This is a genomic window from Ruminococcus sp. 1001713B170207_170306_F1 (assembly GCF_015668065.1).
GTDB lineage: Bacteria > Bacillota > Clostridia > Lachnospirales > Lachnospiraceae > Blautia_A > Blautia_A faecis.
In genome coordinates, this window is sequence record NZ_JADPEX010000008.1 from 66,565 (window position 1) to 89,244 (window position 22,680).

Here is a 22,680-nt window from a genome sequence, read left to right on the forward strand (position 1 = left end):
GCTACTATAAAGAATGGGAAAAGCAGTGAGACTGGACAGATTTCTGGCGGATTCAGGAGCAGGTACGAGAACGGAAGTGAAGAAGCTGATCCAGAAGGGATTGGTTCAGGTAAATGGTGAGAAGGCGAAAAAGCCGGAACTGAAAATAGATCCGGAGACGGATGTGGTAGAATTTGACGGAGAGCATATTGGAGCAAGGGCAGAGTTTGTGTACTATCTTTTGCACAAGCCTGCCGGATATGTAAGTGCCACAGAAGATACCAGGGAAAAGACAGTTCTGGATCTGGTGCCAAAGGATGGCAGACGGAATCTTTTTCCGGTAGGACGTCTTGATAAGGATACGGAAGGCTTGCTTCTTATTACAGATGATGGACAGCTTGCCCACAGACTGCTTTCCCCGAAGAAACATGTGGATAAGACGTATTTCGCGGTGACGGAAGGAAAAGTGGTGCCAGAGGATATAGAGAAGATCCGGTTAGGTGTGGATATTGGAGATGAGAAGCCGACCTTGCCGGGGAAACTGGAGATTCTCAGAACATGGAAAGAGGATGCTGACCGTAAAAATGTCGAAGGTGAATCAGGAGCAGTGATAGCCAATTCAAATGCTGCAGGACATAAGGCAGATCCGGAGGGCAGCATCTGGTGTTCTGAAATTCTTCTGACAATCCACGAGGGCCGTTTTCATCAGGTGAAGCGAATGATGGAAGCTGTTGGAAAGAAAGTAATTTATCTGAAACGGATTTCTATGGGGGCGCTGACTTTGCCAGATGACCTGCCGAAAGGAAAGGCCAGGGAACTGACGCCTGATGAACTGGCGGCGCTGAAATGCGAAAACTCCTAAAAGGGTATGTCTGCTTACGCAAATATTGTTGAATATGAAAGTCAGCTGCTTTGCAGCTGTTGACTGTATTTGTAATTCGGGCTATCGTCCTACTTACTCATACGGTATAGCCCGCCCGATATCCATGAATTCGCTCATGCAAGCCTGGCTCATTCATGGCTGCCGTCTGGGACTTTCATTGTAAAATAGCGGAAAAATTTGCAAAAACCCTCTTTACACGGAGGGTTTTGTCATGTTATAATGCAAAAGTTGCAAACCATCAAACACGCATGGAGATTCCCAGGATGGTGCCCTGCGGTGTGAGGCTGGGTCCGAGAGGAAAAGGATTCATGCGGAAGAATTTAACCAAAAGGAGAAAAAGACATGAGCGTTATTTCAATGAAACAGCTTTTAGAGGCAGGTGTTCATTTCGGACATCAGACAAGAAGATGGAACCCTAAAATGGCTCCATACATCTACACAGAGAGAAATGGTATCTACATCATCGACTTACAGCAGTCTGTAGGAATGGTTGACGATGCTTATAATGCAATCGCTGATATCGTAGCTAACGGCGGAAATATCCTTTTCGTTGGTACTAAGAAACAGGCTCAGGACGCTATCAAGACAGAGGCTGAGCGTTGCGGACAGTTCTATGTAAATGAGAGATGGTTAGGCGGTATGCTTACCAACTTCAAGACTATCCAGAGCCGTATTGCGAAACTGAAAGAGATTGAGACCATGGAGTCTGATGGAACATTCGATGTTCTGCCTAAGAAAGAAGTTATCGCTTTAAGAAAAGAATTAGATAAACTTCAGAAGAACCTTGGCGGTATCAAAGAAATGAAGAGACTTCCAGATGCTATCTTCGTAGTAGATCCTAAGAAGGAAAAGATCTGCATTCAGGAAGCTCATACACTGGGAATTCCGCTTATCGGAATCTGCGATACTAACTGTGACCCAGAAGAACTGGATTACGTAATCCCGGGTAACGATGACGCTATCCGTGCTGTAAAACTGATCGTTTCCAAGATGGCTGACGCTGTTATCGAAGCAAACCAGGGACAGACAGACGCTGAGGGAGAAATCCAGGCTGAGTCTGAAGAGTTCGCTACAGAGGAATAATTTGTGAAAATTCTGGACGTCAGCTGTGAATGAGCTATGCCTGCATAGGTATATCCGCAGCTGACGGACAGGTCCTTACAACACACTATTAATCAGGAGGAAATGAAAATGGCTATTACAGCAGCACAGGTAAAAGAGTTAAGAGAGATGACCGGCGCTGGTATGATGGACTGTAAGAAAGCTCTTACAGCTACAGAAGGCGATATGGATAAAGCAGTAGAGTTCCTTCGCGAGAAAGGTCTTGCTACCGCTCAGAAGAAAGCAAACCGTGTTGCAGCAGAGGGTCTTTGCAAGACACTTGTTGCTGACGATGCTAAGAATGCAGTTGTTGTTGAGGTTAACTCCGAGACAGACTTCGTTGCTAAGAATGAGAAATTCCAGCAGTATGTTGCAGATGTTGCAGCTCAGGCTCTGACAACTACAGCAGCTGATATCGATGCTTTCCTTGCAGAGGCATGGGCACTTGATACCACTAAGACTGTAAAAGAAGCTCTTGCAGCTCAGATCGCAGTTATCGGTGAAAACATGAACATCCGTAGATTCGCTCAGATGAAAGAGGAGAACGGTTTTGTTGCTTCCTACACACATATGGGTGGAAAGATCGGTGTTCTTGTTGACGTTGAGACAGATGTTGTAAACGACGCTGTCAAAGAGATGGCTAAGAACGTTGCAATGCAGGTTGCAGCTCTGAAACCTCTTTACACAAGCGACAGCGAAGTAAGCGCTGAGTATATCGAGCATGAGAAAGAAATCCTTATGGCTCAGATTCAGAACGATCCTAAGGAATCCCAGAAACCGGAGAAGGTTATTCAGGGAATGATCACAGGACGTATCAAGAAAGAGCTTAAAGAGATCTGCCTTCTTGACCAGATTTACGTAAAAGCAGAAGATGGAAAACAGTCCGTTGGAAACTACGTAGCACAGGTTGCTAAAGAGAACGGCGCTAAGATCACAATCAAAGGCTTCGTTCGTTACGAGACCGGAGACGGAATCGAGAAGAAAGAAGAGAACTTTGCTGAGGAAGTTGCAAAGCAGATGGGTAAATAATCCATTAACTTAAGTTTTCTTTCTATTATTTTAATAAGTCTGAATTTAAGTATTTAAAGGCCCTGAAAGCCTTATAAACACTACGTTTCACAGTGATTATAAGGTTTTCGGGGCTTTTTTCTATATTTTTCTAAAAAAGTCCTAAATACCGCCAAGCATCGCTGGAAATCACCAAGAATCTCCAAAAATTGAGTATTGAGTAAGGAAAAACTGAGTAAAAGCAAAGGCTTGCAATCTTCAGCGAAGTTACTCAAATTATCAGCGGTTTCATCAGATCGCCATAATTTTCAAAAATCAAATTATAAACTTAAAAACTAATTGCATAAGGAGGAAATCAATATGGCAAGTACAGCGATAGGCGCAGCTGGCGAGGATGCTCGCACAATAACTTTTATGAGCAAAGAACATAAGGAATTCTATTTGGAATATCTGCCTAAATGCAGATGGAAAGACGTATATCATGAAGCATTGGTATATTGTCTTGGAATTGACAGAGATACACGAAAACACGTTAACAAAATTTATGATTTTAAAAATGGCAGTGTGAAGCCAGAATGTCTGCAGGAAGGTGGAGGAAAGACCACTACCACTATCAATCTTGGAGTAGTGTTCCGATTACTTAGCCAATTATGTTGTAACATCGGAATGATTAAAACGCATTGCCATGAAAAGAAAATGGTTTTATTATAATGATATAGATTTTATGTGTGAAAATAATTCTATATTTTTTATTAACTCCATCGTAACTCCATATATCTAATGTATAATTACAGGAAATATTAAAAAGAAATTGTGGGGAGTGATTTTATGTATCGAATATTGGTTGTTGAAGATGAGGATGACATTCAGAAAATATTAGAAAACTATTTGATAGATCAAGGATATGCAGTTACACTGGCGTATGATGGTGTGGATGGGATTGCAAAATTTCACAATGGCGAGTTTGATCTTGTGCTGTTGGATGTTATGATGCCAAAGATAGACGGTTTTGGAGTATGTGAATTAATCCGTAGAGAATCGAATGTACCAATTATCATGCTTACGGCATTAGATGAAGAAGCGTATCAGATCAAAGGCTTTGATATGAATGCAGATGATTATGTCACCAAGCCGTTTTCTATACCCATTTTATTGAGAAAAATTGCAGCAATCTTGAGAAGGACACAAAGAGAAGATGAATTGCAGGTGATTTCTTATAAAACGTTAAGCGTGGATGTGAAGGGGCATCATGTTTATATTTGTAAAGCAGAAAAGGGAGAACAGATAGAGGTTGAATTAACACAGAAAGAATTTGAAATGCTATATGTTCTGCTGATTAACAAAGGAATCGTTTTGACACGCCAGAAACTTCTAAATATGGTATGGGGAGAAGATTATTATGGGGAAGAGCGAATTGTGGATACACATATTAAGAATATCCGCAAAAAGCTGGGAGTAAATCTGATTAGTACAATAAGAGGGGTGGGATACCGGATTGATAAAGAGAATTAAAAACAGTCTGACCATAAAAATTTGCACACTGATTGCTGTCTTACTGGCAGTATCCAGTGGAATTACATATGCGGTAATTGTAGGATTCCTTCCAACCTATTATAGTAAACAGCTACAGAAGGATATTGATTCGGTTTCACAGGAAATGATTGAAACCATTCATTCTTATGAAACGATTAATGAAGCTTCTTATGCCATTGAATTGTTTGAAGCAGGTTCGAAAGTTTCAGTCGTGATTTTGGATGAACAGGGAAATAGGATATGGCCGGCTGAGAGTACAGCCGTGACAGAAGATGTATTGGATAATGGTGTGGTAGAGCAGGTTTATATGGGTGATATGATATTGACACACGAAAATAGCGCAGAGCAAACCACTATCGTACAGGAAGAAAATGCGGCCTATGAAGAGGGAGTAATCGGCCAGGCGGACGTCGTAACAGAGGATGTCGTCCAACAGGCTGATGGAATTGCAGAAGTTGGAGATAATTCAGCAGTGAAACGGTACAGCGTTAAAGTGGGTGGAGAAACATATACAATGATTGTTTCTGGGGGAATGCAGCCAGTCAATCAGGCTCTTGAAATATTATATCAGATACTGCCGTATATCCTTGGAATCGCTATTGTAGTTTCCATATTGTTTGCACTGGGGGCATCCCTTTATTTGACATTTCCGATCGTTAGGTTAAGTCAACTGGCTCAAAATATGGCTGCGCTTGATTTTGACAGTTCCTATCAGGGGAAAAGAACAGATGAAGTAGGAGTATTAGGGGAAAGCTTGAATGAGCTTTCCAAAAACCTCTCACGAGCATTGGAAGAACTGAAGAGTGCAAATGAAAAGCTTAAGTCAGATATCGAAATGGAACGCAAGATAGAGAAAAAGAGAATTGCATTTTTTTCAGCAGTGTCCCATGAACTGAAAACACCGATTACAATATTGAAAGGGCACTTGTCCGGAATGCTGCAGGGAGTAGGGGAATACAGGGACAGAAATTACTATTTGCAGCGGTCACTGGAAACCACAGAAAAAATGGAAGACATGGTAAAGGAACTTCTGACTGTTTCACGGATCGAGAATAACAAATTTATTACACAAAAGACCGATATAGCAGAACAGCTCCGCTTGCAGATTGCTGATATGGCTGAACTGATAGAAAATAAAAAACTGGAACTGCAAGTGGAGATCCCAGAACATTTGTATGCAGATGTGAATCCGGTGATGATGGACAAAGTTTTTTCTAACCTTCTGCTTAATGCCATCCGTTATACGCCGGAAGAAAAAGGAAATTATATCAGAGTTTTGCTGAAACCGGGAACAGATACCGAGACGGTATATTGCCAGATTGAAAATACCGGGGTGTTTATTCCGGAAGAAGCATTAGTCCATTTGTTTGAAGCATTTTATCGTGTGGAACAGTCCCGTAACCGCCAGACCGGTGGAAGCGGATTGGGTCTTTATATTGTAAAAATGATCTTGGACCAGCATGGAGCAAGCTATCGTATGGGTAATACATGTGATGGGGTTTGTTTTTCCTTTTCTCTATAAATCACACACGAATCACATATAAACTCCAATTACATTACAAAATTCAATGGTATGGTATGGACATAATAAAAAATGTAAAGGAGTTGGATGTACAATGAAAAGAAAAATTGCAGCTTTATTAATGGGAACTACCTTATCTGTGGCAGTATGCGGCTACAGTGTGCAGGCAATGACTTACGGATATGATATGGGAGGAAAGGTATTTATCTCCGAAGATTCTTCATCTTCCAATCTGACAGAGGAAGAAAAGGAAAAATTATCCGACTGGCATAAGGAAGAAATGCGTAATGAACTTGCTTATCTTGAATGCTACGGTGTTACTTATGATGCAGACAGTGATACACTGTATTATCAGGGGAAAACCGTAAGATGGCTGATTGACCGACAGCTTGAGGATACTTATAAGTCGATCCAGATGCCGGAAGGTGAAATTGATGTCTATACGGTAAGGGAAGACGATTACAGATTAACGGGCGTTCGGATTGCTACACAGGAAGAATATGACCAGCGGACAAAGGAAATGGAAGCGTTGGAAGCAGCGGCTGGAAAAGAATCATCTTATGTACAAGAAGCTGTGGATACAGAAACGGGAAGTAGTATTCATATGTTTGCTTACGATGAGGAAACAGTAACGGAAGCCAATGATGGGTCAGCGACGGAAACAGCAGTAGTGACAGAAGATGTGGTGTCAAATTATGCGGAACAGAAGGATACAGTTGAAAATGCAGTGGAAACAGCAGAGGGTACCTGTGTAGTAGGAGATAATCTTAATTCAGAAATAAAGATTCAGGAATATAAGCAGAATGGCATAGACCTCGATTCTGCGACAGGTAGCTGGATGTGGCATGGAAAAGAAGTTCATTTACTAATGGACGAGGATGGAAGTTTTTACCAGAATGGAAGCAAGGAGGCAAAAGATAATAAGATATATCTGATAGTGAAACGGGAAGATGATGGCAGGATTAAAACTGTGAGACAGATTACAATGGAAGAAGTTATGGCAAGTATAGCGCATTTGAATTAGAAATTAGATATAAACGTTTGCAAGGTGAAGCATATTGGGAAAATGTTGATTTTGACATTTGAGGATCATGAAGAGAACATGATTGACTGGATTGTGTCATGTTTAGGCATAGGTGTAAAGTCTTTTCAGATTCAGAATACTAAAACGGAAAAATTAAAATTTCGAGATCTAAGAATAGATTTTAGTTGTCGTAAGGTTATAAAAAATAATAGACAAGAATGCACCACAGCTGCGGCTGTGGTGCGAGTTTTAGGCGGAAAATTTCTGGAAGTTCACATAGAATAAGAATTTACACCGACTCATAATTATGATACAATTATAGCACAAGAAAGAGAGGTGTTCATTATGCCAACAATTATGCCGATTAGAGATTTAAGAAAAACCAGTGAAATATCGGAACTGGCACATAAAAAGCAGGAACCAATATTTATTACGAAAAATGGATATAGTGACTTAGTTGTAATGAGTTCAGAGCTGTATGAACGTTTTGCCCAGACAAACAAGATTGATCAGGCAATTTATGAAGCAGAACAGGAAGTAACAGAAGGAGCAGAGCCGATTTCATTAGAAAGTGCAATGGAACAGCTCAACAAGAAATATTATGGATAAATATGAGATAATGCTGTATCCAAGAGCGTACCGGGATATTCATGATATTTATGCTTATATTGCACTTGAAAAATTGTCACCTGAAACTGCAAAAGAACAGACGGATCGGATTTGGCAGGCAATAAAAAAGCTGGAACTGTTTCCAAAATCGCACCAGGACCGTCTGGTAGGTCGCTATGCCGGAAAAGAATATAAACAGCTGATCATTGACAATTATATTGCTATTTTTAAAGTTGATGAAAACAAGAAAAAAGTATTTGTATTGACAGTGCAATATCAGGGAAGGCAGATGTAAACGAAAGGGTTGAACTGCTGTACAAAATAACATTTAAGAATGATAGTCAGATATAAAAAGGACACAGACAGTCAAGTTTCGATTGCCTGTGTCTTGTTTTGTAAAAATAAAAAATTTTTGAAAGCAAATTCCCATATTTTAAGTCTAATAGTTACAAAAACAAAAAGGGGGAATAAAATGGAGGCTTTGGTAACAGCTGCTAAAAATGGAGATAAAGAAGCGTTCGTTCAGCTGATCCGGATAAATAAGCAGAGCATGTATAAAGCTGCCTGGGTTTATCTTCGGAACGAACAGGACATTGCAGATGCACTGCAAAATACGATCCTGTCCTGTTATGAAAAGATACAGGGATTAAGGGAAGTGAAATATTTTAAAACCTGGCTGATGCGGATTCTGATAAATGAATGCAAAGACATTCTCCGTCAAAAGAACCATGACGCGGAACTGGATAATATCTCAGAAGGTGTACAGTGTGAAGATCTGGATCTCTGCGAATGGAAACAATTGCTTTTATGTCTGGATGAAGAAAGCCGGAAAATCGTGGAACTCTATTATTTTGATGAATTTTCCGTAAAGGAAATTGGTAATCTTCTTGAAATGAACAGCAACACCGTATCAACCAAACTTTCCCGGGCAAGAGCAAAATTAAAAAAGGTGATCAGGAGGTGAAGACTATGGATGAAAAAGAAATCAGAAAAATTTTAAAAGAAGAAACTGTGATACCGGACAATATTGATAAAGCTATGGAAGATGTTCTGAAGGGAATTTTGGATTCTCCAGATGAGAGAATGAGCAGCACGAAGAATCTAATTGTAAAATCAGATAAAGGAAGATCAAAAAATTCAGGGAATAAGAAAAAAATAATCCGGATTCTTCTTCCTGTGGCTGCTGTATTAGGCGTCAGCACCGGCGTACTTGCAACAAAACTTGGATGGCTTCACAAAGAACTGGAGCAGCAGGGTGTTACAGAACAGGAAGCTGTTCAAATGGTTGTCACAGAACCTGATTCAACTGCAGAAAATGTGGAAGATGTGACTTCTTATCATATAACGCCAAAGGAGAGGGATTGGAACCAGTCTATGCTGTCTGTTACAGAAGCGTATTTTGATGGCAGCGGTTTCAGCTTTCTTGGAGAGCCTTCCGGGGCGGTGGAGAATTATACGCTCAGCTGCCGTGACCATGCGACAGTGAATGGAGAAGATGCACTTGCAACTTTGAATAAGATAGACGGGGAAGATCTCTATTATGGACATATTACCCTGTATGATGATGCTTTGACAGAGAAAATATTAAATGAAGATTCCCAGGTAGAGGTTTCCATGACCATTCAGGCATATCCGGATTATAACGGCAGGATCTATTACACTTGGAAAGATGATGAAGCTTTCAGAAAGATTTTTAAAACTGGTTCTTTTACAGATTCAGAAGGAATGCTGGCTTATGCACTGCCTGCGGAGGATGCTTACAGAGGATATACGCCGCAGACCCTTACAGTAACCCTTCCGTTAAATGATGAAGTACGGGATATTATAGAAAAATACAGAAAAGAAGGAAAGATGCAGGCGGAAGATACTGGTGTAGAACCCATTTCGGATTCTACGGAAGAGAGTACACAGGAAACAACAGACTCAGAAAATCCTTCAGATGCTACGGGAGCGAATGAGAAATATGATCCGGAAACAGCAGTATTACAGGTAAAGGAAAGCCATGTAACAGCTTCTTTGCCGGGAAAATCTGGAACTCTTACGATAGAGGCTGATATTACCGGAAGTACCACCGATGTTTCGAAAGGAATTCTGGAAAAACGCAGCGTATCAGAGGAAGAAATCTGCTCCTGGTTTGGCGGGGAAGATGGCTGGGAAAAATCTGAGACAGATGAAACGGTCTGGGAAAATAAAGAGAAAGGATTGCAGTTATTCATTTCAGACGGAAGAATACAGTGTGACGGATTAAGTGAAAAAGACCTGGGAGCTTTAGAAAACAATACGGAAGGGGAATTAAATATTATAAATCAGCTGCTTTCCAAAGCTAATTTAACGGGAACTTCTGTAAGAAAATCAATCAGCAACATGACGGAGGGATATGATTATTACGATACAGAGATTCTGTTGAATGGGATCCCGGTGGGCGGGCTTTCTCAGCATGGTTATCTGGGAACTGCAGGCTTTGGCCCTGCGCCTGAAGACTGTTATTTCAACATACCGATTCCGCTTCAGTTGAAAGTGGAAGAAACAGTTACTATGCTTCCAATGGAAGAAATTATGAAGTCAGTGGAACAATATGTAAAAGAAGGCAAAATTGGTCTCTTCACGGAACAGGACACTGCGGAGGAAACAGAATCCACCACGATTCCAGTTACAAAAATATGTTTGGAATACTATATTGATGAAACCGCAGACGGAATCACATACAGACCTGTCTGGAGCTTTCGCTGCCCTTACCAGTGGAAAGATTCCCCGGACGAACAGGAACTGTTTTACATAGACGGGGAAACGGGGGCACTGATTCGTGATGCGTTTGGCTGGTAGGTATGAAAAAAAGAGCCGGATCCATTCCGAATTAGAATAAGTTCAGAACCCCCCCAGTTTATTCAGTAAGTTGCGTCAAATTTGCGTAAGCTTTATGGGCAGAACCTCGCAAATCCATATAAATAAAGGCTGTTCACAAATACTTTGCAAAGCAGATGGGTAAATAATCCATTAACTTAAGTTTTATTGTGCTGACCGGGGACAAACTGGGGGCAGATCCCTCCAAATGTGTGTTTTTCGGACAGGGATATTATGAGAAAACTGTCAGTGCATTGCAGGAATATGAGAATTATACGGAAATTGCTTATAATCCGGGTACTGATATTTAATGGAAATTTAGAGCACATTTTTTCAGGCATGATGCAGACCGCAGATACATATGGAGTGGACCTGCCGGGGAAAAGGTGGCTGTAAATCTAATATAATTTTAAGGAGGATTTGACTATGGCAGAGAACAAAATGACAAAGGAAGTTTTAAAAGCTGCAAAGGGAACCGGATCTGTGGAAGAACTTCAGAAACTGGCGAAGGAAAACGGCATGGAGCTTGATGCTGCACAGGCAGAAGAAATGTATGCCAGATTACACCCGGTAACCCAGGAACTTTCAGATGATGAGCTGGACAATGTAACAGGCGGTGATTCCTGCGACGTAGGATACAGCTGCCCGAAATGCGGAAGTACGGAGGCTTCTTCCAGAGAGCCGCTTTATGGCTGCACCTATGTAACCTGCGCCTGCTGCGGTGCAACCTACTGGGATCCTACTTCCACCAAAACACAGAATTAATTGATTTTGGATGGAGGGATATTTTTGATGGAAGACGAAATAACAAAAAGAGAGCTTTCAGATGATGAGTTGGACAATGTGTCCGGTGGAGGATGCGAGGAGAATGCGCGAAACTGCTGTCCACAATGTGGGAGTACAGAAGCGAAAACAATTTTCAGTAGAGAAGACGGTTCTCTGGTTGAATGCGCTGTTTGTGGTACGGGGTACTGGAAAATTTAAAGCGCATTCCCAAAGTCCCTGGCTCGCAGCCTTTTAGTGGAAAATCCCGCAGTCCGTATTGATGATAACGGATTGCGGGATTTTTTATAAAAAAGATACTTTAATATTGCTCTTTACAATAGGTATAATTATTTTAAATATGTTTAACATTGGCAATACACAGAATTTAACATAGACAGCTATAATATCTTTCAGAAAAGGAAAAAAGAATGATATTTTTGAGTTGCTGCGAAGTAACCGAACAGTAACGCTTTTTAAGGCAAGGAGGCTTCTTTTATGAGAAAGATATTACAGAGAAATGAGAAAGTGGAGCTTAACAGTTTTATAGATGAATTTGTAAAGGCAAGACAGAAATACTTTACACCAGGTCAGGAATGGCTGGAAGCAGAGCTGGCGGAGGAAAAGATTAGCGTGTATATGGATAAAGCACAGCTGGAAAAAGATCTGGATGAGCTTGTAAAGACCAGTTTGATGTATGGCAAGGTACGGAATCTGGAAATGAAGATTCAGGTGAAAAAGACTGCAGATGGTGCTGGAATCTGTTTCTCGGATAATGGTGTTGGAAACTGGAGAAATAAGAGCATCTGTGTAACAGGAAAGCCTGGCAGAGGCCTGGAAACAAAGAAAATCTGGGGCGTGCAGGTTGCCTGAGTGTCAGTTTATTAATGGTTTGAAAAAGGTTCTTTGCAAGACAAGTCAATATGGAAATCAGATCGCAGAGGATTATGAAAATACAGGATTTCTGCGGTCTGTTTTTATAGTATGTGGCAAAAAAAACGGCAGCCCGGTACTTTCCGGGCTGCCGTAAATTTTTCAGACACGCTTTAGAGCCTGTTTGAAAGATCAGATGTTCAGAAGATCGCTGAATACCTTAAGAGCACCGTCTGTATTGTGTGCAAGTACACGTTTCGCAAGAACTTTACCAAGCTGAACGCCTTCCTGGTCGAAGCTGTTCAGATTCCATACGAAGCCCTGGAACATGATCTTGTTCTCAAAGTGAGCAAGCAATGCACCAAGGGAAGCAGGGGTAAGCTGCTGACCGATGATAATGCTGGACGGACGTTTACCCTTGAAGTTCTTGTTCAGGTTCTCATCCTCTTTACCGCAGGCAAATGCAACAATCTGAGCTGCCACGTTAGCGCAGAGCTTCTGCTGGCTGGTGCTGTTCTCAATGTCAACATCTACGCCAAGCTGGCTGTTCTTAAAGCCGATGAACTGAAGCGGGACAATGTCAGAGCCCTGATGCAATAACTGATAGAAGGAATGCTGACCGTTGGTTCCTGGCTCTCCGAAGATAACCGGACCTGTTACGTAGTTAACCGGCTCGCCGAAACGGTTTACGGTTTTACCATTGGACTCCATGTCACACTGCTGAAGGTGTGCCGGGAAGCGGCTTAATGCCTGTGAATATGGAAGAACAGCTGTGGAAGGATATCCCTGCACATTTCTCTCATAGATACCGATCAGGGCATCCAGCATATCTGGGTTCTTCATAAGGTCACGGTTTGTTGCAAGCTGATCCTCAGCTGCAGCACCTTCAAGGAGCTGAGCAAATACTTCCGGTCCGAATGCCAGGGAAAGGATTGCTCCGCCTACGCCGGAAACAGAAGAGTAACGGCCTCCGATGTAGTCATCCATGAAGATGGCGGTAAGATAATCTTCACTCTTTGCAAGAGGGGAAGTCTCACTTGTAACGGCAAGCATGTGTTTGGAAGGATTCAGACCTGCTTTTGTCAGGGCATCCTTTACAAATGCTTCGTTGGTCAGTGTCTCAAGGGTTGTACCGGATTTGGATACAACGATGAATAAGGAGTGTGCAAGGTCTACAGAAGCAAGTACTGCAGCTGCATCATCCGGGTCAACGTTGCTGATGAACTTCGCTTCCATCTTGAATGTGTTATTGGCCTTCGCCCAGTTCTCCAGTGCGATGTAAAGAGCACGGGGACCAAGGTCACTTCCGCCGATACCAATCTGAACGACTGTGGTGAATTTCTCACCAGCTTCGTTGGTGATCTCACCAGCATGAACCTTATTTGCAAAATCAGCAGCTTTTTTCTGCTGGGCAACGTAGAATTCACGTTTGTCTACACCATCTACAACAACCGGGTTACCAAGCTGCTTACGTGCAAGGTGATGAAGAACCATACGGTTCTCTCCGGTGTTGATCACTGCACCATTATATAATTCCTGAAATTTGTCGATCAGCTGTGCCTCGTCAGCCAGTTTCGCAAGTGCGGATAAAACGGTTTCGTCTACTTCTTTGGCTGCATAGTTGTAAGAAAGACCAGCTGCCATTGGTGTACTATAATCAGCTACACGCTTGCCACCTTCTTCACCAGACAGAGCTGCCGCAATGTCTACGTGATTCTTAAGCTCTTTCAGTTTGCCAAAAGAATCAAGTGTGTCAAGATTTTTCCATGTTGCCATAATATAATTCCTCCTTTAAATGGTTGAGACTATAGTTGCTGTTCAAAGCTTGTTCAGCAACGGATTATGCTCTCAAAGGAGTCTCACTGTGAGACCCGTATCGAAATCATTATACTGAAAAATTTATAGAATTTCAATGCAAGGATGAAGATTCTTGAAAAATTAACATTAATATAAGAAAGAATGGGGCTGATATGAAAAAAAGAACATAAAAGCTGGAGAAAAAGAGGGGATAGAAGTAAAAAAACAGCCGACAGAAGCTGAAAAATGTTTCTGTCGACTGTTTGAACGGACCTTTGCAATAGGTTTCTGCATTGGTCAAGTTGAATGTGAGGGATGGATTACTCCTGTGTAATTCCGGTTACTTCATAGCCAGCGTCTTTGATTACCTGGCGGATTTTGTCCTCGTCCACTTTCTCTGGTGCTGAGAAAATAGTAGTTCCGGCATCATGGGAGGATACAACATCCTGTACCCCAAATGCTTCCTGGATTGCTTTGTTTACGTGTGCTTCGCAATGTCCGCACATCATTCCTGTTACATTAACTGTCACTTTTACCATGGTATTATTCTCCTTTTTGTTAGTATTGTTATTAATATCGCTGCATTCGTTCAAAAGCTTGCAGCTGTTATTAATCGTCTGTTCTGCGTCTGAAGTTTTATCTGTATTGAATGATTTTGAGAAAATCGCAGATAACGCTTCAGGGGAATCGGTAATATTTCCAGAATTGGATTCTATGGAAACCGGATTCTTGATTTTTTTATCTTTGTCTGCATCGTGAATCTTAAATAGGTTCAGTCTCAACGCGTTGGTAACTACACAGAAGCTGGAAAGGCTCATGGCAGCAGCGCCGAACATCGGGTTCAGGGTCCATCCGAAAATTGGAATCCATACGCCGGCAGCCAGCGGAATACCAATTACATTGTAGAAGAACGCCCAGAAGAGATTCTCGTGGATGTTGCGAAGAGTAGCGCGGCTCATACGGATAGCAGCTGGCACGTCGGAAAGCTGGCTTTTCATAAGGACAATATCTGCTGCATCGATGGCTATATCCGTTCCGGCACCGATGGCAATACCAATATCTGCTCTGGTAAGGGCTGGTGCGTCGTTGATTCCGTCGCCAACCATGGCAACCTTGCCTTTTTCCTTCAGGGAGCGGATGACGCTCTCTTTTCCATCTGGAAGGACGCCTGCAATAACCTGGTCAACACCTGCCTGTGCGCCGATGGCTCTGGCCGTGCGCTTGTTGTCTCCGGTAAGCATAACTACGTGGATACCCATATTCTGAAGCTCTTTGACTGCCTGTGCACTGTCCGGTTTGATTACATCAGCAACTGCAATGATTCCAAGAAGTTTTCCATCTTTTGCGAAAAGAAGAGGAGTTTTTCCTGCTTCGGCAAGCTTCTCGGCCTGGTTCATAAGAGACGGAGAGACAGCTGCCAGAGTGTTGATGTATTTCATGCTTCCGCCGATAAGCGTGGAAGCGCCAAGCTTCGCAGAGAGTCCATTGCCGGGAAGAGCCTGGAATTCTGTGACTTCCTGGGCTGTAAGACCAAGGCTTGCAGCTTTTTCCAGAATGGCTTTCGCAAGAGGGTGCTCGCTCTTTTTTTCAAGGGCGTAGGCAAGGGTGAGAAGATCGTTCTCAGATACGTCGTCTGCAGGGAGAATGTCAGTAACCTCCGGCTGACCGTTTGTGATGGTTCCGGTTTTGTCAAGGGCTACGATCTGAACCTTTCCGGCTTCCTCAAGGGAGACGGCTGTTTTGAAAAGGATACCGTTTTTGGCACCCATTCCGTTTCCAACCATAATGGCAACCGGAGTGGCAAGACCAAGGGCGCATGGGCAGCTGATGACCAGAACGGAAATTCCTCTTGCCAGGGCGTAGCCAGCCTCATGACCGGTAAGCAGCCAGACAATAGTTGTTATAATTGCAATGGTGATAACAGCAGGTACGAAAACACTGGAAACACGGTCTGCGATTTTTGCAATAGGAGCTTTGGTGGCTGCAGCATCACTGACCATTTTGATGATCTGGGAGAGGGTGGTGTCTTCGCCAACGCGGGTAGCTTCACATTTGATGAAACCAGACTGGTTGACTGTGGCTGCAAAGACAAGATCTCCGGCAGCTTTGTCAACAGGGATACTCTCACCTGTAAGGGCAGATTCGTTGACTGCACTGGAGCCTTCGATAATCACACCATCCACCGGGATGTTTTCACCAGGGCGAACAACAAAGGTGTCACCTTTTACAACCTGGTCAATGGGAACGGTGGCTTCCTGGCCGTTTCGGATGACAACGGCAGTCTTGGGAGCAAGCTTCATAAGACCTTTTAAGGCATCCGTGGTCTTGCCCTTGGAACGGGCTTCCAGCATTTTTCCAACGGTGATCAGGGTCAGGATCATAGCGGCAGATTCGAAATAGAATTCCATCATGTAGTGCATGACAAGTTCGGAATTGCCGTCAACCTGGGCTCTGGTCATGGCGAACAGGGCGTAGACACTCCATACAAAGGAGGCCATGGAGCCGAGAGCTACTAGGGTATCCATGTTCGGAGAGCGGTGCCACAGACTCCTGAAGCCACTGATGAAAAATTTCTGATTGATGACCATGACGATTCCTGCAAGAAGCAGCTGTACAAGTCCCATGGCGATATGGTTGCCATCAAACCAGGCTGGCAGCGGCCATCCCCACATCATGTGTCCCATGGAAAAGTACATCAGCACCAGAAGAAAACCTACTGAGGCAATAAGCCGTTTCCTGAGGAGTGGCGTTTCGTGATCTTCCAAGGCTTTCTCAGCATCGGAAACGGATTCCGTCTGACCGGAAGCACCCTTCAGGCTGCAGCCGTATCCGGCTTCTTCTACAGCTGAGACAATGGCAGAGGCTGAGGCAGTTCCTTCCACTCCCATGGAATTGGTAAGCAGGCTTACGGAGCAGGAAGTAACTCCCGGAACCTTGTTTACCGCTTTTTCCACACGGGCGCTGCAGGCTGCACAGCTCATGCCGGTGACGTTGTATTGTTCCATAATAAATTCCTCCTTCGAATACAGTGTTTCGATACCAACGGACTGCTCTGCGCATTCGTACCTCCGCAGGCAGGTACACATTCGGAATGCGCTGGTATCTCACTTCATTAGCTTCTGCAAAGTTGCAACCAGCTCATCAATGGTTTCGTCTTTACCATCACGGATATCTCTTGCCACACAGGTTCGGATATGATTGGCGAGAAGTTCCTTATTAAATGCATTCACAGCGGCATTTACAGCTGCTGACTGAATAAGAATATCGTTGCAGTAAGCGTCATTCTCCAGCATTCCTATAATCCCCCTTATCTGGCCTTCAATACGTTTCAGACGGTTTACCAGCTTCCTGCGCTCTGCTTCGGAACGATCGGTGTGCTTGGTACAACAGCAGGAACAGACCTTCTTGGTAGGTTCCTGGCTGGAAAGAGTTGCAGGATCGGCTGCGGTGTGGCTGCAGCAGGATTCGGATTTATAATCAGCTGTCATAGGCGGACTCCTTTCCTTATATACCCCTTAGGGGTATGTATTTGATGAAACCAATATATACCCTGGCGGGGTATTTGTCAATAAGTAATTCACAGAAAACCTGAGAATTGCGGCGCGAAACCATGCGAAAGCATGATTCCTGTGTATCGCGAAGCGTGTTGCTATGAACGGAGTGAATAGTAATCTGTTTGAAAAATTATTCCCGCAATCTGCACGCCCCACTTTGCGGTATATTTTGCCCGAATTCAGTTGCCGTAGCCCGCTACGGCGCCCTCATCAGGACAAAATCTCCCACAAATTGTGACGCACATCTTGCAGAAAGCCTTTTTCAAACATACTTTAGTTCATAAAAAATACATAAAAAGTTCATAAAAAATATATAATAATATGGTACATATTAAATATCCGAGTCGAATATGTATAATGGTTATAGCGCGAAGGTTGCATCATGAACATGATGCGCAAAAGAGAATCCGGTGAGAGTCCGGAACGATGCCGTCACTGTGTAAGGGAACTGCTTCAGAGCCCACTGGGAAACCGGGAAGGGGGAGCAGTGTTGACCGAAGTCAGGAGAACTGCCTTGGCGTGGAATCTTAGGTCTGCGGTACACAGAACCTGTATTCTCATAACGATACATGAATATTTCCTGAATGTTTTTTGGAAGAAAAGTGTGTATATGAGAATGTGTGCAGTCGCAGAAAATGCGGCTGTTTTTATGCAATGGGAGATTGGTGATAGATTTCCCATGGGATTCTTTATACGTGATTCTATCCGGAAATACAAAAAAAAGAGGAAAAAGAAATGAAAAGAAAATCTTTATTAGCAATCCTTCTTGCAGCTTCTATGGCAGCAAGCATGACAGCAGCAACAGCAACTGTTGCATTTGCAGAGACAGAGGAAGCAGCAGAGGAGACAACAGACGATGCTGAGACAGCTGATGATGCTGAGGCAGCTGACGATGCTGAAGCAGCTGATGATGCTGAGACAACAGACGATGCAGAAGCAGCTGATGACACTGCAGATGCAGATAAGGAAGCGGCTGATAAAGTAGCAGCACTTATCGATGCTATTTATGTTCAGGAGAGAACAGATGATACAGATGAGCAGTGCAAGGAAGCTAAAGAAGCATGGGATGCCCTTACAGATGCTCAGAAAGAGCTTGTAGAGGGAGAAGAGGCAAGTCCAGAGTATTTCGGACGTGACACAGGTGATGCTTCCAAGGATGATCCGCGTAATCAGGACGAGATCGGTGAGAATGAGCTTCTTGTAGTAAGCTTTGGTACTTCCTTTAACGACAGCCGTGCAGAGGATATCAAAGGAATCGAGGATGCTCTTGCAGAAGCATTCCCGGATTGGTCTGTAAGAAGAGCATTTACCGCTCAGATCATTATCAACCATGTACAGGCAAGAGATGATGAGAAGATTGATAACATGCAGCAGGCACTTGACCGTGCAGTAGCAAACGGTGTTAAGAATCTTGTAGTTCAGCCTACACATCTTATGCATGGTGCTGAGTACGATGAGATGGTAGAAGCTATTGATGCTTACAAAGATAAATTTGAATCTGTAGCAATCGCTGAACCAATGCTTGGTGAGGTTGGCGATGACGCTACCGTTATCAACGATGACAAAGCTGCTGTTGCTCAGGCAATCACAGATGAAGCTGTAAAAGAAGCTGGATATGACAGCATGGAAGCAGCTGCAGAAGATGGAACCGCATTTGTATTCATGGGACATGGTACTTCCCATACAGCAAACGTTACATATGATCAGATGCAGACCCAGATGGAGAAACTTGAATTCACAAACGCATTCATCGGTACTGTAGAAGGTGAGCCAGAGGATACAGCTTGTGATGAAGTTATCAATAAAGTAAAAGATGCCGGATTCAAGAAAGTAATCCTTCGTCCGCTTATGGTTGTTGCTGGTGACCATGCAAACAATGATATGGCTGGTGATGATGATGACTCCTGGAAGAGCATGTTCGAGGCTTCTGGAGATTTCGATGAGATTGACTGCCAGATCGAAGGTCTTGGAAGAATTGACGCTGTTGAGCAGCTTTATGTAGCTCATACTCAGGCAGCTATTGATTCCATCGCGAAATAATTATCCTGGTATAAATTGTTATTGCAACAGAACAAAAGCAGCTGCTCCTACACTGTGGGGCAGCTGTTTGAGTAATAAAACAAATACGGCACACACAAGTGTACCGTAAATAAAGAAAAAGCAAGGAGAGTTATTATGAAACGTTCATTAGTCATTTTATTAACAGCTGTAAGTATTTCCGCTATGACAGTAGGAACTGCATTCCCGGCATTTGCAGAAGCCACAGAGGCTGAGGCAGAGGAAACCACAGATGGTGCAGAGAATGCCGCAGACAGCGAACTTGAAGACGGTGTTTATGGTGTAGAGTTTGACACAGACAGCAGTATGTTCCATGTAAATGAGGCTTGCAACGGAAGAGCTACCCTCACTGTAAAGGATGGTAAAATGACCGTTCATATTACTCTCGTTTCCAAGAATATTGAGAATGTTTTCCTTGGAACAGCAGAGGATGCACAGAAAGACGGTGCCGAACTGATTCAGCCTACTATTGATAAGGTAACTTACAGCGATGGCATGACAGAGGAGGTTTATGGATTCAATGTTCCAGTAGAGAAGCTTGATGAAGAATTTGACCTGGCAATCATTGGTAAAAAGGGCAAATGGTATGACCATAAGGTAAGCGTTACGGATGTGCAGGAGCAGACTGAGGAAGAAAAAAATGCAGTTGAGATCGGTGAGGAAGAGAAAAGCGAAGATGCTGATACAACTACAGATGCAGCTGCCGAGGAAGAGAATAAGGATTGATCAATAATCTGAAAGGGACATCACATGAGCGAAAACGGTTCATGCGATGTCCCTTTTTATATTTATTTTGTTTTGCCCTCACCGGCAAAATATTCTTTTGTCAGCTTCACAACTGTACCGGAAAGCAGGAACAAAGCAATCAGGTTGGGAATTGCCATAAGACCGTTAAATGTCTCGGCAATGCTCCACATCAGTCCAAGGTTGGCAGTTGCGCCAAGGATGGCAACCAGGGAATAAATAACCATAAAAGGTTTGATCACTTTTTCAGAGAACAGGAACTCGATGCAGCGGGCACCGTAAAGTCCCCATCCGACTGCTGTGGAAAAAGCGAAGCAGCACATGGCAACTGCTGTAAAAATGGATACCCAGCTTCCATATGTAGAAGTAAATCCAAGGATCGTAAGCTCTGCGCCAGCTGCTTTTCCATAATCAACAGCAACGCCGCTGCAAAGGATAACCAGTGCAGTCAGTGTACAGATCACGATGGTATCTGTAAAGACTTCGAAAATACCGAACATACCCTGTTTTACAGGCTTTTTGGTATCTGCACACGCATGGGCAATGGATCCGGTACCAAGACCAGCCTCGTTAGAGAAGATACCACGGGAAACACCTTTTTTTAAACTTGTGAACATACTTAAAACAATGCCGCCTGTTACAGCTCTGGGCTGAAATGCCCCTCTGAAAATAGAAACGAATACAGCTGGTACATTCTGAATGTTCAGAAGGATAACTCCCAGTCCGAGAAGAATGTAAAGCAGAGCCATAAATGGGACCAGCTTTTCGGTGACATGGCCAATTCGTTTGATTCCGCCAAGAAGGATCATGGCGATCAGAATGGCAATTATGATTCCGATGATCAGGTTGGAAGTAGAAACGGCGCTTTCGCTGATCACGTTATAATTCAGCAATGCAGAATTGATGGCAGTGGTGATAGTATTGACCTGTGTAGCGTTACCGGTACCAAATACAGTGAGCACGCCGAATGCTGCGAACAGATAAGCCAGCCAGTGCCATTTTTTGCTAAGACCGTTCTTGATGTAATACATGGGACCGCCTACCAGTTCACCGTTGGCATTGATCTCGCGGTAGTGTACCGCCAGAGTAACCTCAGCATATTTGGTACACATGCCAAACAGTGCAGAAACCCACATCCAGAATATGGCTCCGGGACCGCCAATTGCGATAGCACCTGCTACACCGGCAATATTGCCAGTACCGACCGTGGCTGCAAGTGCTGTACACACTGCCTGGAAAGGCGTGATAGCACCGTCAGATGCGTCACGTTTGCGGAAAATACGTCCAAGGGTTGTTTTGATTGCGTAGGGGAATTTGCGAATCTGAAGAAAATTGGTGCGGATACTAAGATAAAGACCAACTCCGAAAATACAGACCATTGCAGGAACGCCCCAGATAAAATTATTTACAGCGGTGTTGATGGTTTCGATTATTTGCAGCATAAAATACCTCTCTGGAAGTTTTTTTTGATGTATGCGAACGGAACTTCTTCCATGTCACACACATTATTAAACTGGTGCAGCCAGAGCCTGTTTGAAAAATCATTCTTGCAATCTGCACGCCCGCTTTGTGGGAAATTTTGCTCGAATTCAGTTGCTGTAGCCTGCCACGGCGCCCTCATCCGAGCAAAAACTCCCACAAATTGTGACGCACATCTTGCAAAAAGCTTTTTTCAGATATGCTCTGGAGCTCCATTTATGTGAAGACATGACAACTACTGCACCATATTTAGCGGATAAAATTTGTCTTGATCTTATCTTCCGCCTGAGGAACTGCAATACCTGCCGCTTTCCCTGCTTCCAGGGATTTCAGAAGCCATGCCATATTGTTTCCAAGTGAGCGCATGATCTGAAGTCCTTCTTCATCCTGTGCAACTTCTGCAGGAGTATTTCCGTGAACCATGTTCCAGTAGTTAGCAGATACAACAGGCATTTCATGATAGCTGAAATATTTCTGAAGAACGTCTAAAGTAGCTGTGGTGCCGGCTCTTCTTGCAGAAGCAACTGCTGCAGCTGGTTTGTGGAGCATGTCTTTGCCTGCCATGGAGCAAAGCTTATCCATAAATTCAATGATCTGTCCGGATGGGGAAGCCCAGTATACCGGAGAACCAACTATAAGCGCATCTGCTTCTTTTAATTTCGCCGCGGCGGCTTTTACATTATCTGTATCCGGATTTCCAGCTTGGAAAATCTCAGTATCAATTCCATTATGATTCAGTGTTTTTGCCACTTCACTAAGTGCGGTGAACGTACAGCCTTCCTTGCGCGGGCTGCCATTTAAGAGTAAAACCTTCATGTTTTTCATCCTTTCTGAAGTAAGTTATATCAGACTGCGATAGCCGCAATCTGCATGCATCATCTCTCTAAAGCGGTAATGTATCTTCTTATTATAC

The 22,680-nt window shown here is 43.3% G+C and carries 23 protein-coding genes, 3 pseudogenes and 1 riboswitch; of the genes and pseudogenes, 19 read left to right on the top strand and 7 right to left on the bottom strand.

Going from position 1 to position 22,680, the window contains the following annotated elements:
- The first annotated feature begins 13 nt into the window (after positions 1-13).
- The 15 genes from I4V84_RS07065 to I4V84_RS07130 all read left to right on the top strand — a co-directional run bounded on the left by I4V84_RS07065 (position 14) and on the right by I4V84_RS07130 (position 12,135).
- Positions 14-841, top strand: coding sequence for a pseudouridine synthase (locus I4V84_RS07065; RefSeq protein ID WP_195991479.1), 828 nt, complete (start codon positions 14-16; stop codon positions 839-841).
- Positions 842-1,204: 363 nt separating this feature from the next.
- Positions 1,205-1,945, top strand: coding sequence for a 30S ribosomal protein S2 (gene rpsB / locus I4V84_RS07070; protein ID WP_118579468.1), 741 nt, complete (start codon positions 1,205-1,207; stop codon positions 1,943-1,945).
- 108 nt (positions 1,946-2,053) lie between these two features.
- Positions 2,054-2,992: a translation elongation factor Ts gene (gene tsf / locus I4V84_RS07075; RefSeq protein WP_148461897.1), complete on the top strand. Its 939-nt coding sequence runs from the start codon at positions 2,054-2,056 to the stop codon at positions 2,990-2,992.
- Positions 2,993-3,331: 339 nt separating this feature from the next.
- Positions 3,332-3,682, top strand: coding sequence for a DUF6075 family protein (locus I4V84_RS07080; protein WP_118579471.1), 351 nt, complete (start codon positions 3,332-3,334; stop codon positions 3,680-3,682).
- 117 nt (positions 3,683-3,799) lie between these two features.
- Positions 3,800-4,483 (top strand): response regulator transcription factor, encoded by a 684-nt coding sequence (locus I4V84_RS07085; protein ID WP_173718324.1) that lies wholly within the window; start codon positions 3,800-3,802, stop codon positions 4,481-4,483.
- A complete protein-coding gene (locus tag I4V84_RS07090) occupies positions 4,467-6,026 on the top strand; it encodes a HAMP domain-containing sensor histidine kinase (RefSeq protein WP_195991480.1) in 1,560 nt (519 codons plus the stop codon). The genes I4V84_RS07085 and I4V84_RS07090 overlap by 17 nt, the downstream gene beginning before the upstream one ends.
- A gap of 94 nt (positions 6,027-6,120) precedes the next feature.
- Positions 6,121-7,050 carry a hypothetical protein gene (locus I4V84_RS07095; RefSeq protein WP_195991481.1) on the top strand — a complete coding sequence of 310 codons (930 nt, stop codon included), beginning with the start codon at positions 6,121-6,123 and terminating at the stop codon, positions 7,048-7,050.
- Positions 7,051-7,395: 345 nt separating this feature from the next.
- Positions 7,396-7,659: a type II toxin-antitoxin system prevent-host-death family antitoxin gene (locus I4V84_RS07100; protein ID WP_118579486.1), complete on the top strand. Its 264-nt coding sequence runs from the start codon at positions 7,396-7,398 to the stop codon at positions 7,657-7,659.
- Entirely contained in the window at positions 7,652-7,954 is a 303-nt protein-coding gene (locus I4V84_RS07105) for a type II toxin-antitoxin system RelE/ParE family toxin (RefSeq protein WP_173715914.1), read from the top strand. Before I4V84_RS07100 ends, I4V84_RS07105 begins: the two co-directional genes overlap by 8 nt.
- Before the next feature lie 177 nt (positions 7,955-8,131).
- Positions 8,132-8,623 carry a sigma-70 family RNA polymerase sigma factor gene (locus I4V84_RS07110; protein WP_195409698.1) on the top strand — a complete coding sequence of 164 codons (492 nt, stop codon included), beginning with the start codon at positions 8,132-8,134 and terminating at the stop codon, positions 8,621-8,623.
- Between the two features lie 5 nt (positions 8,624-8,628).
- Complete coding sequence (locus tag I4V84_RS07115) at positions 8,629-10,482, top strand: hypothetical protein (protein ID WP_243284046.1); 1,854 nt, start codon at positions 8,629-8,631, stop codon at positions 10,480-10,482.
- Between the two features lie 188 nt (positions 10,483-10,670).
- Positions 10,671-10,811, top strand: coding sequence for a hypothetical protein (locus tag I4V84_RS19590; protein ID WP_207748632.1), 141 nt, complete (start codon positions 10,671-10,673; stop codon positions 10,809-10,811).
- A gap of 115 nt (positions 10,812-10,926) precedes the next feature.
- A complete protein-coding gene (locus tag I4V84_RS07120) occupies positions 10,927-11,265 on the top strand; it encodes a hypothetical protein (RefSeq protein ID WP_118579495.1) in 339 nt (112 codons plus the stop codon).
- A gap of 27 nt (positions 11,266-11,292) precedes the next feature.
- Positions 11,293-11,484, top strand: a complete 192-nt coding sequence (locus I4V84_RS07125) for a bacteriocin (RefSeq protein WP_118579498.1) — start codon at positions 11,293-11,295, stop codon at positions 11,482-11,484.
- A gap of 276 nt (positions 11,485-11,760) precedes the next feature.
- Entirely contained in the window at positions 11,761-12,135 is a 375-nt protein-coding gene (locus I4V84_RS07130) for a hypothetical protein (protein WP_148461890.1), read from the top strand.
- Between the two features lie 192 nt (positions 12,136-12,327).
- On the opposite strand, the gene I4V84_RS07135 is transcribed toward I4V84_RS07130, so the two are convergent.
- The 4 genes and pseudogenes from I4V84_RS07135 to I4V84_RS20400 all read right to left on the bottom strand — a co-directional run.
- The gene (locus I4V84_RS07135) at positions 12,328-13,911 is read right to left on the bottom strand and encodes a glucose-6-phosphate isomerase (protein ID WP_118579504.1); all 1,584 of its coding nucleotides are present in this window, start codon (positions 13,909-13,911) and stop codon (positions 12,328-12,330) included.
- 341 nt (positions 13,912-14,252) lie between these two features.
- Positions 14,253-16,937, bottom strand: a complete 2,685-nt coding sequence (locus tag I4V84_RS07140) for a heavy metal translocating P-type ATPase (RefSeq protein ID WP_195991482.1) — start codon at positions 16,935-16,937, stop codon at positions 14,253-14,255.
- Positions 16,938-17,036: 99 nt separating this feature from the next.
- Entirely contained in the window at positions 17,037-17,420 is a 384-nt protein-coding gene (locus tag I4V84_RS07145; RefSeq protein ID WP_118579507.1) for a metal-sensing transcriptional repressor, read from the bottom strand.
- Between the two features lie 161 nt (positions 17,421-17,581).
- Positions 17,582-17,692, bottom strand: a pseudogene (locus tag I4V84_RS20400) (DUF6783 domain-containing protein); the annotation flags it as partial.
- On the opposite strand from I4V84_RS20400, the pseudogene I4V84_RS20405 reads away from it, so the two are divergent.
- From I4V84_RS20405 to I4V84_RS07155, 3 genes and pseudogenes are all read left to right on the top strand, one after another.
- Positions 17,669-17,770 (top strand): annotated as a pseudogene (locus tag I4V84_RS20405) (DUF6783 domain-containing protein); the annotation flags it as partial. The pseudogenes I4V84_RS20400 and I4V84_RS20405 overlap by 24 nt on opposite strands.
- A gap of 71 nt (positions 17,771-17,841) precedes the next feature.
- Positions 17,842-18,018: riboswitch (cobalamin riboswitch) on the top strand.
- Between the two features lie 203 nt (positions 18,019-18,221).
- A complete protein-coding gene (locus I4V84_RS07150) occupies positions 18,222-19,526 on the top strand; it encodes a sirohydrochlorin cobaltochelatase (protein ID WP_173715925.1) in 1,305 nt (434 codons plus the stop codon).
- A 135-nt stretch (positions 19,527-19,661) separates the two neighbouring features.
- On the top strand, positions 19,662-20,270 hold the full coding sequence (locus I4V84_RS07155) for a hypothetical protein (protein ID WP_243284047.1): 609 nt from the start codon (positions 19,662-19,664) through the stop codon (positions 20,268-20,270).
- A gap of 62 nt (positions 20,271-20,332) precedes the next feature.
- Here the strand turns inward: I4V84_RS07155 and I4V84_RS07160 are convergent, their stop codons facing one another.
- Positions 20,333-21,730, bottom strand: coding sequence for a sodium:alanine symporter family protein (locus I4V84_RS07160; RefSeq protein WP_118579513.1), 1,398 nt, complete (start codon positions 21,728-21,730; stop codon positions 20,333-20,335).
- Positions 21,731-21,781: 51 nt separating this feature from the next.
- On the opposite strand from I4V84_RS07160, the pseudogene I4V84_RS20410 reads away from it, so the two are divergent.
- Positions 21,782-21,913 (top strand): annotated as a pseudogene (locus I4V84_RS20410) (DUF6783 domain-containing protein); the annotation flags it as partial.
- Here I4V84_RS20410 and I4V84_RS20415 read toward each other — a convergent pair.
- Together I4V84_RS20415 and I4V84_RS07165 are read right to left on the bottom strand one after the other, a co-directional pair.
- The gene (locus tag I4V84_RS20415) at positions 21,878-21,997 is read right to left on the bottom strand and encodes a DUF6783 domain-containing protein (protein ID WP_334286030.1); all 120 of its coding nucleotides are present in this window, start codon (positions 21,995-21,997) and stop codon (positions 21,878-21,880) included. The pseudogene I4V84_RS20410 and the gene I4V84_RS20415 overlap by 36 nt on opposite strands.
- A gap of 19 nt (positions 21,998-22,016) precedes the next feature.
- Entirely contained in the window at positions 22,017-22,583 is a 567-nt protein-coding gene (locus tag I4V84_RS07165) for a flavodoxin family protein (protein ID WP_118579516.1), read from the bottom strand.
- Positions 22,584-22,680: the final 97 nt, after the last annotated feature.